The sequence below is a fragment of the Massilia sp. LC238 genome (genome assembly GCF_000735635.1).
Taxonomy (GTDB): Bacteria; Pseudomonadota; Gammaproteobacteria; order Burkholderiales; family Burkholderiaceae_D; genus Telluria; species Telluria varians.
In genome coordinates this window covers 1-15,457 of sequence record NZ_JNNN01000037.1, presented here as the reverse complement: position 1 = coordinate 15,457, position 15,457 = coordinate 1, and the positions used below count along the sequence as shown (strand labels likewise).

Below are 15,457 nucleotides of genomic sequence, written 5' to 3'. Positions count from 1 at the left end.
AACACCCTTGGGGTAGCGCTAAGCACAGGTGGGTTAGTTACCCAATATGCTATACTTGGCGACAACTCCACGCTCCTTTCCCCCTCATGAAAAACCTGACTTCGTGGGACACCGACCCGGTCCAGGCCTTCAAGGAATTCGTCGTCACCGACTCTTTTGCGAAAACCGCCCAGCGCCTGCGCGCCGACGGCACGCTCAAGTCCGTGTCGAAGGAGTCGGCCAAGACGTACGTCTTCATGTTCGCCAACGTCGTGGCTTGGATCACCGAGCAGGGGAAGACGCTCACGACCGTAACCTCCGGCGACCTGGTGCGCTTCGTCAGCCGCGTCGATGGCGGCAAGCCGGTCCTGAACAGCAAGATCGGGTACCGCTACCTGCGCCTGCTGGAACGCTGCTACCAGCACTTGGGCATCACCCCCAATCCAGCGAAGCAGGCAATTCTGGCCCAGGACCGAGCGGAACTGCCGAAGGACGATCCCGGCCGGGCACTCTCCCCCGAGCAGCTGCAGCGGTTCTTCGACGCGCTGCCGGCGGATCCACCGCGGGGCAAGCGCGTCGTCCAATTCTCCGGCTGGAATCACCGGCGCGACCGGGCGATGCAGGTCGTGATCGCCCGGGCAGGCCTTACCGTGTCTGAGGCGATCGGACTTCTCGTGCACGAGGTCGGCAACCAGGTGGCGCTGGACGGCTCGATCGACCTGACCATCACGCCAGAAGAAAAGCACGACACCAGCTATGAGCACATCGCTCCCCTGCCCCGCGAAGGCGTGGCCGAGCTGCGGCCGTGGCTGGACGAGCGCAGTCGGATGGTGCTGGAGTTGGCCATGAAGGGCGACTTCGTTTTCCCGGCCAACCTCGAGGGCGCGAAGATGACGAAGAAAACGGTCTACAAGCAGATCAAAGCGACGTTCGCCCGCGCAGGCCTGGACACTTCCCGGGCTGGCGGTCGCACCTTGCGCAACACGTTCGCGAAGGCACAATTGGACGCCGGCGCCAGACCCGACGAGTTGAAGGACGTGCTCGGCCTGGCGCTCGAGCGTTCCGCCGCCGACTACAAGTTCACCCGCATCAAAGACGATCCGCAATGAAGCTGTCCACCATCCTCGAAACACTCGCCGCCGCACGGCTGCCATCCGTCACCAGCGAGCAGCTGCGGCACCTGGTCGGCACCGCCGAGGGGAAAGCGTTTGCGGACGATCTGAAATGGTTCGCTGCCGGCGAGACTGGACGCCGCGAGCAGCTGGCCGCCGTCGTGCACGCGCTGGCGCCAGCCGTGCGCGGCACGGTCGAGCAGCTGGGCTTCCGGTTCGACCTGGCTGCGCTGATCGCAGCCGGCAAGCGCGACGGATCGACGCCGTTCGACACCATCCAGTCTGCGAATGCAAACCCCGCCAACCGGGCCCGGGCTGTCGCTTACCTCCAGGGCGCTGGACTGCAGGTGGCCACCCGCACCGCGGCGCCAACACCGGCACCGGCCGCACCAGTCGAGCCGCCCTACTACAGCTTCAAGATATTCGGCAGCTCGGCGGCGCTGTGTGTGAGCGAGGCGCGCACACGCTCGACTAACCAGCACACGATCCAGATCGAAGGGGCGCTGGCGCTGGGTGGTGGCGGCGCTCGCCGGGAATTCGACTGGCGGAACAAGATCATCGTCCAGTTGACGGTGCAGGAGGCGTACCTGTGCCTGGCCCTGTTCGAGAACCTGATCCCGAGCGTGAAGTTCGATGGCCACGGCCGCGCGCACGACAAGTCCCTTCACATCGACTTCCAGGACTCGCACTACTTCGTGCGCGTATTCCAGCGCGGCCGTCCAGCGGTGGCGCTGCCGCTCCGAGCGGTGGACACCATCCAGATCGTCGCCCTGCTCTATCGGCAAATGCTCGCCAATGAACCACATCTACAAATCGCGGATATCCGTTCGCTCGTTGCACGGATGGCGTCCATGACTTCCATTCGTTGAAGCGCGCGGTGTGGCCGTAAAGCTACAAGCGGCCACGGCTCCGCTCGTGTACGCCCCGCCGCACGAATAGTCGCGTTTTTTTGTCAGTATTTGAACAGAACGCTTGGTCAGGAGGTGATACCTTCCTTTTTTCGTCGCGCTTCCCGTCACTTCTGCGACGGCCAAGCGCAATCCTACCTCCCGCATCGACATTCACCCGTAATCACATTGATGGCCGCTCGGTACATTTTCCTTGGTTTTCGTTTGCAATGTTCCCTTGCCGGCTGTATGATGAGTTGACACTATATTCAGGAGGTTTCATGTCTGCTCGCGCATTCGGCGTGAAGGCCCGCTTGGCACAAGAGTTGTGCGGCTTTACCGGTTCGCCCAAGGCATTCAGGGAGAAGTACAACGTCGCCGACAAGGGCCAGTACCATCGCATCTATACCGCGGAGGACATTCGCCGGATTCGGATGAGTATGCTGTCGCTTTCTGAAGATTCATCGCGGGAAAAGACTGTCCCGCCGATCCTGAATTTTCGTATGGCTAAAGGTGGCACGGGGAAGACCACCATCTGTGGAAATGTCGCCTCGGCCCTTGCGATGATGGGCCACAAGGTCTTGATGATCGATGGCGACCCGCAGGCGTCTCTGACTGGTCTGTTTGGCATCGACTGGGTTTCGGAAAGCATCACCCATATCGGTGATTTGATGAACCGGAACGAGAAAAAGGAAAAGGACTTCGTCGATGTCAAGGCTGCGATTTGGCCTATCTACGCTGGCGGCATGTTGGACATTATCCCTGCCGACATCACGCTCGCGGACACCGACTCCTGGTTGATGGGCGCGACAAATCGCGAGTTCGTTTTCTCGCGGCTGCTCAAACGCTATGTCGAAGTCTTCGCACAGTACGACGTCATCCTTATCGACTCGGCACCGTCGACCTCGCTGCTGACGAATACGCTAATGACTGCGTGCAAGACTTTGCTGGCGGTTGTTGTGCCCGAGGGCCCAAGTACCAAGGCCCTCGAGATCTTGGACTCGAACGTCCACGAACTGAACTCGGCTTTCGCTGATGCTGGTCTCAACCTCGACTATCACGTCATCGTCAACCGCTATAATCAGACGAAGAAGCCTCACAACGACGCGTTGTCGAAGCTGGTCAGCACCTATCCTACCCAGATTAACGACACGATCGTGCGCGACTTCATCGGCTTCGTTCGTCAGAACGATGCGTTCGATGAGAAGAACAACGGCCCGGTGCTTGAGAAAGAGCCAAACTCGGTCGGCGCTCGCGACGTGCTGGACCTTACCAAGTCGCTTATCCGCATGTACGACATCAAGCTCGCAGACGTCAACAGCCTGGCTCCCCTCGCAAGCGTAGGGAGGGCCGCATGACTCGTGCGGGTATTAAAGTTAGCGGCCTGGTCGCTGCGGGGAAGGTCGCAGCTCGAGACGGCGAAGACCAGCGCAAGCCGTTGGTAGCCGCACGGCCAGCGGCGGCGCCGTCGGTTGTTGATTTGCCGACTCGCGACGAACCTTCGCATGATGGCGCCCCTTCCCCATCGCGCAGTGCGGATCGCCCTGCGGCCGCACGTGAAGATGCGCGTAAGATTCCTGTAGCAGATATTGTCGACTCTCCGTATCAGCCTCGCCTCAAGTACGACCCCGAGGAAATCGATCGCCTGGCTGAAACGATGGATACGGCGGCTCATGCGGACCCGATCAAGGTCCGTATGGTCAACGGAAAGTACGAGCTCATCAGTGGACACCGTCGTATTCGCGCTGCGCGTTCGCTAGGCTGGACGGAGATCGACGCGTATGTAGAGGAATTGACCGATCGAGAAGCGCAAGCGAAAACCTTGCTGTTAGCTGTCGGAAGCGTCGGCCTCGCCGATTACGAGTATGCCTTGATGTTCGCAACAGCACTCAAGGAGGGCTTGTGCAAAACGCAGCGTGAAGTTGCAAGTTACTTTGGGCAGAGCACCGTGAAGGTTAGCGGTTGCCTGGATATGCTGAAACTTCCACCGAAGATCGTCCGGATGCTGGACGCTAAGCCTGACCTGTTCGGGTATCAAACTGGTGCGGTGATCAAAAAACTTTGTGCCGACTACCCAGACAACCTCGCCGACATCGAGCGTGGCGTGCAGCGCCTGACGGAAGGCGCCGCCCAAAACTCTTTGAAGTCGTGGGTGCTCCAGGCGATCAAAGGGCAGGCTGAGCGCGGGGGCGCGGAACCAAACCTGATCACGAACGGACGTCGGCTAATTTTCACGACGAAAATCAGCGCCGATCAGCGCTCGGTCGTCGTGAACTGCAAGGTGCCTGATCTGGATATTGCAGCGTTCGAAAAGCACCTCCAGGCATGGCTTGAAGTTCAGGCCAAAGAAGTGAGCAGCTCAGCAGCTGACGAAACCGGTGGCGCCACCCAATGACCCCTAAGCACACCGAATATACGTGCCCTACCCTGCCGATGCCGGCAGTCGGTAGGGCTTTTTCGTTTTCTTTTAGACAATCGCGTCAGCGCCTGGTGATTCGTGCTGCCCGCACGACTTTGGCAGCTTACAAAAAAATTCATAATATGAACGCACTTGAGGCTTTTGCTCAGAAGCACGTTCATATTATGAATTTTCTTGTCTCCGATCAGAACAGGCCGCAAGAAATTCATATTATGAATTTTTCGAACTCGCAATTACCTGAACCGAATGTAATGCGATCGGGCCCGACTCGCGCCCAGAAGACCGGAACGCCTTCAACAAACAAAGGAGCTCGGAATGTGATGAGCTAAATAAAAAACCCCAGCTGAGCTGGGGTTTTTCTTTTCTAGTCCCGCGCTTGCAGTGTGGACTAAGGTGACGCCTAGAGAACTTCATCTTAGCCCCCTCCAGCACGGTAGTCAAACACTTTTGCGGTGCAAAGCACCACAGGAGCGGCTGTGCGCTTGATTTTTAACTATCCGGTCCCTTCGGAGGACCCCGTATTTCCAAAAGCACTGGTATGTGGACACCTAAGTGGAGGTTCGCATGCTTAAGCTCACCTATAACGACATGCTTAGCGCGTATGCGGAGTACCCTGCCCCAATACGCCCTTATCTTCTTCGAGCTGAGACTCACCCCGATATCCGCGCACGGCTTACCAAGTCATTCATGCGGGTGTTTATTGACCTGGTGGCGAGGACCCGGATTCGGAAGCCAGCGAAGGAGATCAGCGTCAGCGTGCAGAAGGTGGCGTCCGAACTAGGCGTTAGCACGAAAACAGTGACGCGTACGATCTCGCTCTGCCTCGACTGCGGCTGGTTCGATCCAGACCCACTCCACGACGGTCGTAACCGCTGGGGCAAGTTCTCAGCCAGGCGCTACCTGGTCGCAACGCCGCTGCGTCAGCTTATCGGGCTGCCAATTGTCGATGATCAGGGACCGTCGTCGGACGCCGAAGATCCGCCGGCGCCACCTCCAGCAAAAGCCAGCCCTGCAGCTGAATCAGAGACCGAAATGTCTCACGGTATAGGGGTTAACAACTGCCTTTCTAAAAAAGAAGCTTCTTTTAACAACGAAGCTGAAAAACCAAAAGGCCTACCAGCCGATCTCCGGCCATTGCAGCGGGAACTCGGCATCGATCTCTTCGGCATCTTCTCGTTGATGGCTTTAGCAAAGCAAGTTGGCCAACGCCTCCAGGACGTCTGGATCGCAAAACGTCACCTCTTGGTGAACTCTGGAATCACTGGTGGCCGAGCCGTGAAGTATCTGCGTTCCTTGCTGAACTCTGGGGATGATTTTGCGTATGTAGCGCGTAAGCTGAAGAACGCTGCTGGAAGCGTTGAATCGCGCCCTACGGCGCGACAGCCTAGTGGCATGAAGATGCAGCCAAATGCGTCTTCAATCGCCGCTAGCGACCGCTTAGCGGCTATCGCCAATGCATGCCGGTTCAAGACGTTCCGGCATGTCAGCCGCGACATGACCGTTCGATTCTACGACGGCTTCGCAGAAGTCACTCGCGGTGCAGTACGCGAAACGTATCCGGCCTGTCACATGGAAGGACTGTACAAGGGCGTCGCTGCTGGCAACCTCGTGGAGGTTTGATTCCAGAAATCCACGGGATGTATCTGCTGTCAGTAGTCGTGCTAGCGACGAGCTTGGCCGGTACCAAACGGGTTCGCTAATCGTGTCGATCGTGAGCATAGGCCAGGCCTAGCCTGTGCGCAGTTGGCAACAGTCCCGTGCCAAAAATTCATATTATGAACGTCGACCTGCATCCTGGCCGCCACACCAACGCCAGCGTGCTGCGTGCCAAAAAATTCATATTATGAATTTTCCCATGTGTATCTCGGGGGGCGACCAACTCCACACTGGCCACGGACTCAAAAATTCATAATATGAATTTTTCGCACGAACGGCGCCGCAGTGGAACCCGAACAAAAAAGCGGCCCGTAGGCCGCCCTGTGTGCATCTGCAATAGACGTCATCCTGATAGTCCACGCAGCTTATCTTTCAATGACGGAGTGGTGGTCGTAGTAACTTCTGAGATCTCGGACGCCGCGTTAGGCTGGACCTGATTCCCACCAGGTTCTGCTGTGTCGGAATCAGCTTTCCGCACCCGTGGAGCCGGCGAACGCTCAGGTGCGCCAGCAGGTTTAGCATCGGGGGGGGCGGCCTCGGGCTGTGGCTGAACGGTAACGTCCGGTTGAGTTTCCCATGCGCGTCCAGCGTGGCGAAGGACCGTACCGTCAAGGATGAACCCTGCCCGTTCGGCCGCGTATCCGAGTTCGATGAAGCGGCGCAGCTCGGGACTTACGTCGAGATGTGGACGCGCCAACCTCTCGATCACGAGCCGTCCGATCTCAGTCGGCTTGAGATGCACCTTGTACTGTACCGTCACGCTTTTCGGATCACCCTTCGCCATTAACTCATCCTCTTAAACAGGTTCGACCGTGCTGGCACGCGCAGCCTTTGGTTGCGCGCCTTTCGTTGCGGCCGGGACCTGAATTGTACGCTCTGCCGGATCCAGAACGTACATCCCGAACTTCCACATGCCGCGTGCGTTTGCGAATTCCGGGTCTTTGGCAATGAAACGCTTGCCCTTGTAGATGCATGCGAACGCATCATCGCCCAATGCGCTTTTAATGAGGGCCGTGCCGCCGCCAACGAAGATCACGGCGCCGACAGTTGAACCGTCACGCAGCTTGGAGACGAAGAAGTTCTTCACCCTGTCCAGGTACGCTTCGCACGCGGTCACGACGATATGGGAGACATCGACGTTCTCGCCGAACAGCTCGTACTTCTTCGTGCGGCAGGCTTCTTCGACATATGGCAGCGGCGGGTTGTCATTCAGGCCGAACTCGGACTTGATCTGTTCGGCCACCTGGTCGAGCAGTTGGAGGACGCCGATGTCCTTTGTGCCGCTCTGATCTTTGTAGACCGAGCTGACGTTCTCGGCAACCACAACCAGATCAGTGGTCTTACCACCCAGGTCCATGACCGCCACAGGGCGGCGTGTGATGATTGCCTCGATCCCGGCATCGTATTCACCGTCGTGCTGGATGAGGGCGTCATAGAACGCTGCGGTTGCTTCGCTCACGACGCTCTGGCCGCCGATCAGGGCCAGCGATGGGCCTTTTCCAATACGGGCAACGGGAGTGGCCAGGCTGTCGATCTTCTTCGCGATCAGCTCTTGGTTCGGGGCCCCGTTCTTGTAATACTGGTCGACCGGCAGGCCGGTGATCAGGTAGACCGGAGTGTCGCCCAAGCCGCACGCGGCCAGTGAGTGCGTGACGAGAGTCCGGTTCAGATCGGACAGGGGATACCCAGCCATACGAGTATCCAGGGCCTGCAGGAGGTTTTGAGACCCGGCAACGGTGAAGCGTTTTCCAGCCGTTTCGTATGCGCCGCCGGCGGTGTCGGCACTGCCCATCGACATCACCTGCTGGAGACCTTCGACCGCACGGGACTTGTGGTACCCGTAGCGCCAGCTCTTGGCGGTATCGTCCCAGCCGTAACATACCTTGTTCGTGTCGTGGCCATCGTCAAGCCCGACTACCAGTTGCGTTTCTTTCTGCGAATTGTTGCCCATGTGCCGATCCCTCGTGATGAAGATTGCCGCCTACGTGCGCGGATAACGATATTGACTACGCGCAAACTTTATCGCAAAACGGAGGGTCTTTCAAGGTCTTTAAGGGTCGTTCCGGGTCTATTCGGGCCTAATCGGGACTTAGCGGGACTTAGTGAGACCATTGGGACGGTGCCCGGTGACCGTAGCTGTGCGTCATGATCACGTGAGAACGTGCACCGTCGGGCTGCGCTAAGGCAGTGAGGCAATAGAGCAGGGTGGTCGATCGGCTGGCGAAGGGAATCCGAGGGGAGGTGCTCAGTCCGGAAGGACTGAGCGGTGCAACATGCTGCGAATAGCTATGACCGCAGAGGCCAGATACCCGCCGCGGTGGCGGGTGCGCCGGACACGAAAGCTACTTTCGTGTCCGGCCCTTGCTTGAGTTACTTGTCGTCGTCCATGTCGGAGTCGACTTTCGTCTTGATGCGCTTCACTTGAGCGAGAGTGCAGTCTGAACGATTTTGGTCGTCCCTGATGCCGAGTAGCACTGGCTGGAAGAGGGCACCATCCTGGTACTTATAGAGGTACTGGACTTCCACAAGATCATTCGGCTGCGGAACAGGTTGATTCGGCGGGACAGTTACCTTCCCGACGTTGACCATCTCGCCTTCGCTTGACAACAGACCCAGCCTGATGCTGCGCTTTCCGTCGCTGCTGTCGCCCAGGCAAATCGCGGTCGAGCTTTCCTTGAACTTGAACTTGAGCGCCGGCCCGCCGCTGTTTGGACGTCCAGGCGCGTACACCATATCGCGGCGCTTGAACACCACGCCTTCGCCATTCCTGCCTTCGATGCGCTCGAATGCCGCACGCTTAGCCGCGGTCCCGTAAAAGGTTTCCACGGCCTCGATGGCGTCGAGCACGCTATTACCTCCAGCGAGCGCCTTGTTCCGCTTGATCAGCTTGGCGTAATGCGCTGCGCGAGTCTCATATGGCAAATGCCGCAAGTCCGAACCGTCGATCGCAAAGATGTCGAACACATGGTACTTCCCGCCGACCAGCTCGCCATCTGCTTCAACGTACAGTACAGGCCCAAAATACTCAACGCTTGTCAGCGACTGGATTGCAGTTACGATCGACGCTGGCATGCTGCATGCCCTGGCCGACTTGTTGGAGATGCGAACCTCGGATGGGCTGATGGCCACGGCGATACGCTTGCCGTCCATCTTTTCTTCCATCACCCAGTCGTCGTCTTCGATCAGCGCCAGCGCTGCATCACGATCGATATCGTTCAGCAGCTGGGGTTGATGGAAGGCGCCAGTTGGGTCGTTGGAGGCGGCCGGTGTAGCTACAGCGTTGTCGCCTTCAAGCACATAGTAGTTGTCTGCCTTCTTCTCTTTCACAAGGCCGTCGAAGATTTTCATCGCGGCCTCGAGCGAGACTGGGGTCTTCGTTTTGGTCCGTGGGGTCATCGAGCCGCCACGGCGACCGTTCTGCGTGTTGACCAGGTAAAGGTCGCCCGAGCGGACCACCACGCATTCGTAGATCTTGTCGCTGTTGCCGGTGTTGTTGTGCAGGGTGACTTTCGCTACCGTTTGATTGTTCATGTACGTTCCAGGTTAATGCCGGAAGCCGGCGGGATAAATGGAGTGCCGTACGGGCTTGCCTCACGAGGTGAGGTAAACCGTGGTGCTGTTCCAGGGAGAGCAGCAGGGGAGGGCGTCCAGCCTGTAGGCCGGACGCATGTGCTTGTTTAGACCCTCAAAGCACGAGGCTTCGATGGTTCTTGACGGATGTTCGCATAGTCTCCAGGTGGAGCCGCGCCTTGTGGGGATCTGCGCCGACCAGGTAGCAGTCGACGACGAATGATGGTGAAGCGATGAAGGCCTCGAGCGCGTCGGCGACCAGCGCCAGCCGTGCGCTCTGCAACGGGGTGTTGTCGAGGTCAAATTCCACCCGCTCGGCCAACGTCTCAACGAGACCACCGTGCATCCTGAGCAGCAGAGGCCCTAGAAGGGCGTACACGGCGTCGATCATTCCGGCTTGGCCTCCGAATGCTATGAACTGGCTCGGGGCGCTATCGCCCGTATGGAAGGTGCAGGCCCAAGGCTGGAATCGCTTTCTGGCTGCAACTGGTACAGCCCAGTGCGGAACATAGGGAACCGACGCCATGGCGACGTGGCCGCCTACGTGATCCGCGCGAATTGCAGTGAAACCGTGGCTCATCGTCACCTCCTAAACGCCGTCATACATCGCGACCATATCCAGCGCCTCTTGAGGCGTGCTGGCGAACGCGAGTTGGCCGATCCAGTCCTGGTCCGCGCTATAGCGCGCGAGCGAGAAACGGAAGTACGGTTCGTCCTCAGGCAGAGTCGACTTACTGCGGTCGGCGTAATCGACCCACAATTTCAGGATCGTTCCGTCCGGCTGCACCTTGTCGAAGGAGGGCGTTTCATTGTTGTGCCACGACGAGTCTTCGAACCCTTCCGGCAGCTTGAAGTCGAGTTCAAAGCCAGGGAATTCGCGAGCATAAAGCGGCGTGTCTGCAACCAGCGCGTTGTCGGCTGGCGGTGTGTTTTGCATGTGCTTCTCCTAGATGATGGGAAGGGGATCGAAAGCGATCCCCCGATTGCAGGTTTATTGGAAGTAGCGGGCGGGCAGAACGGTGGCGAAGACCTCGGCCTTTTCCAGTACCCGCGCGTGGCAGTGGGTATGCCACCAGCCGGACGTATCGGGCGTGCGGAAGATCGTCTGCGGGAGCATGGTTTCGTCCGCACTACGGGCGGCATACAGCTTCGCCGCGAGCAAACTGGTATCGATGCGGTCACGGTTTGGGGAATTCGCGCACGCTTCGCTGGCAGCCTGGTCGAAAGCGAGGTTGTGTTGCTGCTGTGCGTCGTTGGATTGGTGTTGCGTGGAAGTTGCAGTCATGAAGCGCTCCAGTCATTGCCGAGGATCGGCGTCTAAATGGCGCGGCCGGGGAGGGCTTGCGACATCGCGGATGTCGTGAACCGAAAGGGGAGGGAAGGGGACTCATCAGGACGCCCACTTTCGTGGACGTCCTGATCGCTCAAGTTACTTTGCAGGGTTATTCTTCATCTGGCCGAAGCCCTCCTTCGAAGTACCGCAGCAGCAAGTGCGCGGCGACATTCTCGATGAGCTCCATGATCGGGAGAAGCCCGTCAGGTTCCTTATCTGGTGCGTGGCCAACATGGGTCTGGTACCAGAGATTCAGTCCAGCCCGGCCATCGATTTCGATATCGCCGACAGGGTTGTTGACGCTTTCTTCAAATAGCACGAAGGTCAGCCGGTCAGTCTCAGGTTTATCTGCGATCGTCATGGCTCGGGCGTCGTACACCAGGGCGAACAATCCCGGTGCGTCGGGCTCGTCGAAGCGCCAGGCAGTGCTGCCTAAGCCGGATTTATGGATCTCCATCAGGCGCGTTCGAAGCGGCGCAGCGTCAGGCGGTGCGCGATTTCCCGGCCCCAGTCATACGCTTCTTCTTCACCAGGACAGTTGGTCGTGAAGTCGCTGCGGAATTCGCGCATGCCGAGCAGGAATGCTTTCAGGGTGGCCATCGTGTGTCGTTTCATAGTGTCTCTTTCCAATAGATGCCGAGGTCGGCGTGACAAATGGAAGGAGCCAAAAGGCTCACGGAACTCGTTGAGTCGGTGAACCGGTAGAAGAAGGGAAGGGCGCTGACTGGGTGACCAGTCAGCGCGGGGTTGCGTTAGACACGCTTCACTTCGGCCAGAGCCTTATGGAGCGTTTCGATGCGTTGCTCGGCCTGTGCAGGCGCGAGGCGACGCTTCCAGCCAGCTTCGAGCTGGTCGATCATTTCTTGCGTATGTGGCCACGGGTTGGCCAGGATGAGCGAACGCGCCGCGTAGTGGTCAGGGTTGGCCCCGATGTGATCCTTCAAGTGACTCAGGCCGCGCTCACGAGCGTGGGAGGCATAGGTCACAATGACGTAGGCGACGCCAGCCGCGGCGCGCACCATGTCGTAGCCTCCGCGTGAGTCCACACCGATGGCTTCGAAGGTAACGAAGTTCCGACCTGGTGGTAGGTCCGTGCCGTACAGGAAGCCGTAGCTGGTCGGCCCGATGTCGGCTTTGATCAGATACCCGGCAACCCGGGCGTCCGGCGCAAACGGAAACGAAGTGACGTACTGGATGCCGAGCTTATCGGCCAGGCTGAGTTCGCTACTTGCCTGCTCGACAAGCTCTGGGGTTTGTGGCGCAGCCAGGGCAGGCTGCTGTGCCGCTTGAATCGCGGTTTCATGGATGCTGTGCATGGGTTCTCCCTCATGTCGATGTTCGACGATAAAAAGTGGGGAGCCGGTGAACGACTCGCTGGAGCAACGCTCGGACGAGTTGGTGACTGCTAGGTGATGGCCGACACGCGGAAGTACGCGTTGGATGGAATTTGCGGGGTTTCGGGAACAAATATGCCGCATGGCGACAGCGAAGTATGGCACTTTTCTTGCGGTCGAGCAAGAAGTTCGCTTACGGATGGGCTGGCGGCGTTAGCTTGCGAGTGCCCAAGTCGTGGCTACAATCGATCGGAGAGGGCGCTGAATGGTGCCAATTTCTTGAAACCTGATCGATAAAATACATGCAAACATTTTCTGAGAATCGTGAAATCTACTTTCAGCAATGTGCGGTTTTTCGCATCCCGACGGCCAAGAGGGGCGACGTGTTTATGCGCGCTGAACGGCCTAACTATAACGCTGACCGGAAGGCTATTGTCGAGGTCGTCGCTGCGCGATTTCTAGCACTGTGGCGGCAGCCACTTAGCTCGCATCGCGATATCGCATTGGGCGACCCCACATCGTGGCCAAGCGACTACAAGTACAAGTGGGCTGAAGATGGGTTCGCAAGCGGAGCGGAAAATCCGGTCCCGTTAGCGGAAGTAAGTTGCGGCCGCTCTACGAGCGACCTGATCGAAAAGCGCCGACACTTTCTGTTTTTTACGAAGGAGGTGATCATCGCCCAGAAGGGTCTTCCATGGTTGGGTTTTACGGACGGTATCACGCGAACGATATGGCTTCTCGCTAACGGCGCGTCGGTGTTTCCGGTCGAGTGCGCGCTGGACGAAGCCGCAGACCTGCAGCAGCTTGCCGGCGTCCCTGGCGGCAAGCCGGTGGTATTGTCTGACCTTATTCGATCACGTGGACGCTGAGAACCTACACCGATCGCCAACTCGACATTAGAAAATGTAATGTCGAGTTGACAACAGAGTTAAATCTTTTGGGTTCCGATGTTGCAGTTGCGCGCTGCTACCCTGCCAGGGTTCGATAGTCGGTTTCCAGTATTGTGCGAATTTGCTTGGCGGTCTTTTCCCCTATTCCTGGCACCTTGCGCAGCTGCGCGACGTCCGCTTGCACCAGCGCGTCGATCGTGCCGAAGTGATTCAAAAGTGACTTTGCGGCCCCAGGGCCGACACCAACGAACCCTTCCACTACGAACTGGGCCTGCACACGAAGATCCTTGGGTTTGTTCGCGCGCAGGGGCACATCATACGAAATCCCCTCCTGCAAATGGCGTGCTAGGGTAGCCATGAGCGTGGCACTGTCGGCCGCATTTCGGGTCGTCAGCACCCGCGCGTCCTCGATCGCGGTCAGGTAAGAGATAGCACCGCAAATGGCTTCGGGCTTCATCTGGCTGCGAGTGCCATACACATCGCCCTCGATAATGAACGTGGCGCGACCATACTCAGCCTTCATCTTCGCGAGCTGCTCGAAAAGGCGCCTGTCCTGGATGCTGGCCACGAAGTCGACCGCTGCCTTGCGCTCTACTGGAAAATCGCCGTGCAACAGGTAGTCGCCGCAGTCCAGCTCCTGTACAGCTATTTCGTAGCCCGGCATGCGCTGCAGCAGCGCGATGATTGTGGACCTCGACTCCCGCATGTCGGCTACGATTTTAATGGTCATGAGATTCTGTCTGTCGTTATGTACTCAGACAGTATCTGGCCAGCTTGTTAGCTTGTCAATTTTGGGGCGTTGACGCAGGCCTCGGCTTTGGCAGCATGCCCAGCAGTGCGCGTGTTCGAGGGCAATTCACGGCCTCCCCCTCGGTCCGACCCCGCTGTCTCACCTGATACCGCCCCTGATTACCCGGCTAGATGCTCATTCGCCCCGTAACGATGACCCACCCGCTTCCGGCTAGAGCCTCTATATGGAACGCTTCGCGCATACCACCCGTGCAGTTGGAAGGCGCCGGGCATCGCACTTTCAGGCTTCTTGCAACGCCTGTCCGCAGCGCCGGCCGCCTTCTTAACTAACGCGAGCCAGAGGGCACCTTCACACTGAGCTAGTCACTCATTTGGGCCTCTGCTCGACCTCGCTGGGTGACCTGGTAGCCTCTTTGCTCGCTTGGCCAGATGCCGATCCGCTCGGTGACGATTACATACCCCGCACGTGCATCGAGCTCGGTGTGCGTGGCATTGTTGAACTGTTCAAGAAGCTGCGCAAGTTGATCTACGATCGATTCCGGTGATGCTGCCGGGCGTTCAGCACCAGCTGCCAGACAGGCTGCGTCGATAAAGTCCCGTACCGGTGCAGTGAGCGTCGCTCGACTAATGAGGATATCGAAGATACTGCACATAAGGCTGTCTGTCGCCGCGAGCATGTCGAAGTCAAGAGTCCGGAGCCAGTCGTAGAGCTTGAAGTTCGGTCCGGCTGTATGCTCCTCGAGGAAACTCAAGAGACTTTGAACATATGGCCCCGGCTGGGCGTCGCGTACAGGATTAAAGTTCTCCGGCATGTCTATCTCCTAAAAAGCAGGCCACTGAAATAGCGTCCCTCATCTCTTATCAGGTGTAGCGGAAATTCCCGGCTGTGCTGGCAGAAGACAACATATAATTCCGGCTACGGGAACGCCCTCGTTGACGTCGGAGCTCGCTTGTCGAGTAGCGTGCAGAACCTGAGTTCAGGAGCGATATGTAGAACCAGCAGCACCAGCAGTAATCCTGACGACACGCATTCTCAATCGTGCCGCAAGGACGCTTCGAATCCTCATGACCCGGCAATCCGGCACCAGGCGTGGAGGACTTCGAAACTTGACCAAGCGGTACAACGGAGAACCGTGATGAGCACCTATAAGTTGGGCGAACTGCCCGAACCTCTACGCGCCTGGGCGAAGTTCCGCCCGGCAGACATTCTCGACTTCAACCGCCGTGCCAAGAAATTGTCTTTGGTGCTCGAGCTGCCTCTACAAAAAACCCAAGACGCATTCGCGCTCGCGTGCGGATACTCAGGAAGGCATGAGGTTCAACAAGTCCTGACACAGGCCGGCACTCCCGGGCCATACGACGACGACATTCCAGACGAGATTCTCGACAGCATGCGCGATCCCCCTGTGCCAATATAACTTGAGACACCTACCCGATTAATTTAGAGTACAACGGTAGGTCCCCAACATGCACAGCCGAAAGCATCAAATCAGCAATCCTGTCGAACCCAGCAGTCCAGCCACGCCA

The 15,457-nt window shown here is 58.3% G+C and carries 18 protein-coding genes; 8 read left to right on the top strand and 10 right to left on the bottom strand.

Annotated elements, in window-relative coordinates; translation table 11 throughout:
- Nucleotides 1–86: 86 nt before the first annotated feature.
- From FG94_RS08780 to FG94_RS08760, 6 genes are all read left to right on the top strand, one after another.
- A complete protein-coding gene (locus FG94_RS08780) occupies nt 87–1,088 on the top strand; it encodes a tyrosine-type recombinase/integrase (protein ID WP_036209952.1) in 1,002 nt (333 codons plus the stop codon).
- A complete protein-coding gene (locus FG94_RS08775) occupies nt 1,085–1,960 on the top strand; it encodes a hypothetical protein (protein WP_036209950.1) in 876 nt (291 codons plus the stop codon). The genes FG94_RS08780 and FG94_RS08775 overlap by 4 nt, the downstream gene beginning before the upstream one ends.
- Nucleotides 1,961–2,259: 299 nt before the next feature.
- Nucleotides 2,260–3,336 (top strand): ParA family protein, encoded by a 1,077-nt coding sequence (locus FG94_RS08770; RefSeq protein ID WP_051996357.1) that lies wholly within the window; start codon nt 2,260–2,262, stop codon nt 3,334–3,336.
- Nucleotides 3,333–4,373, top strand: a complete 1,041-nt coding sequence (locus FG94_RS08765) for a ParB/RepB/Spo0J family partition protein (protein WP_081925881.1) — start codon at nt 3,333–3,335, stop codon at nt 4,371–4,373. Before FG94_RS08770 ends, FG94_RS08765 begins: the two co-directional genes overlap by 4 nt.
- Complete coding sequence (locus FG94_RS27210; protein ID WP_152570908.1) at nt 4,370–4,726, top strand: hypothetical protein; 357 nt, start codon at nt 4,370–4,372, stop codon at nt 4,724–4,726. Before FG94_RS08765 ends, FG94_RS27210 begins: the two co-directional genes overlap by 4 nt.
- Nucleotides 4,727–4,961: 235 nt before the next feature.
- Nucleotides 4,962–6,017: a hypothetical protein gene (locus FG94_RS08760; protein WP_036209945.1), complete on the top strand. Its 1,056-nt coding sequence runs from the start codon at nt 4,962–4,964 to the stop codon at nt 6,015–6,017.
- Nucleotides 6,018–6,849: 832 nt separating this feature from the next.
- Here FG94_RS08760 and parM read toward each other — a convergent pair.
- From parM to FG94_RS08720, 8 genes are all read right to left on the bottom strand, one after another.
- Nucleotides 6,850–8,004 (bottom strand): ParM/StbA family protein, encoded by a 1,155-nt coding sequence (gene parM / locus FG94_RS08750; RefSeq protein ID WP_036209940.1) that lies wholly within the window; start codon nt 8,002–8,004, stop codon nt 6,850–6,852.
- 419 nt (nt 8,005–8,423) lie between these two features.
- Nucleotides 8,424–9,584 (bottom strand): RNA ligase family protein, encoded by a 1,161-nt coding sequence (locus tag FG94_RS25925; protein ID WP_051996356.1) that lies wholly within the window; start codon nt 9,582–9,584, stop codon nt 8,424–8,426.
- Nucleotides 9,585–9,738: 154 nt separating this feature from the next.
- The gene (locus FG94_RS08740; RefSeq protein WP_036209937.1) at nt 9,739–10,203 is read right to left on the bottom strand and encodes a hypothetical protein; all 465 of its coding nucleotides are present in this window, start codon (nt 10,201–10,203) and stop codon (nt 9,739–9,741) included.
- A gap of 9 nt (nt 10,204–10,212) precedes the next feature.
- Entirely contained in the window at nt 10,213–10,560 is a 348-nt protein-coding gene (locus FG94_RS08735) for a hypothetical protein (RefSeq protein ID WP_036209935.1), read from the bottom strand.
- Between the two features lie 54 nt (nt 10,561–10,614).
- Complete coding sequence (locus FG94_RS08730; protein WP_036209932.1) at nt 10,615–10,908, bottom strand: hypothetical protein; 294 nt, start codon at nt 10,906–10,908, stop codon at nt 10,615–10,617.
- A gap of 157 nt (nt 10,909–11,065) precedes the next feature.
- Nucleotides 11,066–11,413 (bottom strand): hypothetical protein, encoded by a 348-nt coding sequence (locus tag FG94_RS08725; RefSeq protein ID WP_036209929.1) that lies wholly within the window; start codon nt 11,411–11,413, stop codon nt 11,066–11,068.
- On the bottom strand, nt 11,413–11,571 hold the full coding sequence (locus tag FG94_RS27635) for a hypothetical protein (protein WP_161783955.1): 159 nt from the start codon (nt 11,569–11,571) through the stop codon (nt 11,413–11,415). The genes FG94_RS08725 and FG94_RS27635 overlap by 1 nt, the downstream gene beginning before the upstream one ends.
- A gap of 137 nt (nt 11,572–11,708) precedes the next feature.
- A complete protein-coding gene (locus FG94_RS08720; RefSeq protein ID WP_036209926.1) occupies nt 11,709–12,272 on the bottom strand; it encodes a hypothetical protein in 564 nt (187 codons plus the stop codon).
- 320 nt (nt 12,273–12,592) lie between these two features.
- On the opposite strand from FG94_RS08720, the gene FG94_RS25920 reads away from it, so the two are divergent.
- Nucleotides 12,593–13,159 carry a hypothetical protein gene (locus FG94_RS25920; RefSeq protein ID WP_051996355.1) on the top strand — a complete coding sequence of 189 codons (567 nt, stop codon included), beginning with the start codon at nt 12,593–12,595 and terminating at the stop codon, nt 13,157–13,159.
- A 97-nt stretch (nt 13,160–13,256) separates the two neighbouring features.
- Here FG94_RS25920 and FG94_RS08710 read toward each other — a convergent pair whose 3' ends face one another.
- Both FG94_RS08710 and FG94_RS08705 read right to left on the bottom strand, forming a co-directional pair.
- Nucleotides 13,257–13,910 (bottom strand): ERCC4 domain-containing protein, encoded by a 654-nt coding sequence (locus tag FG94_RS08710; protein ID WP_051996354.1) that lies wholly within the window; start codon nt 13,908–13,910, stop codon nt 13,257–13,259.
- Nucleotides 13,911–14,289: 379 nt separating this feature from the next.
- Nucleotides 14,290–14,742 carry a hypothetical protein gene (locus FG94_RS08705; RefSeq protein WP_036209924.1) on the bottom strand — a complete coding sequence of 151 codons (453 nt, stop codon included), beginning with the start codon at nt 14,740–14,742 and terminating at the stop codon, nt 14,290–14,292.
- A gap of 324 nt (nt 14,743–15,066) precedes the next feature.
- On the opposite strand from FG94_RS08705, the gene FG94_RS08700 reads away from it, so the two are divergent.
- Nucleotides 15,067–15,348 carry a hypothetical protein gene (locus FG94_RS08700; protein ID WP_036209921.1) on the top strand — a complete coding sequence of 94 codons (282 nt, stop codon included), beginning with the start codon at nt 15,067–15,069 and terminating at the stop codon, nt 15,346–15,348.
- Nucleotides 15,349–15,457 lie beyond the last annotated feature (109 nt).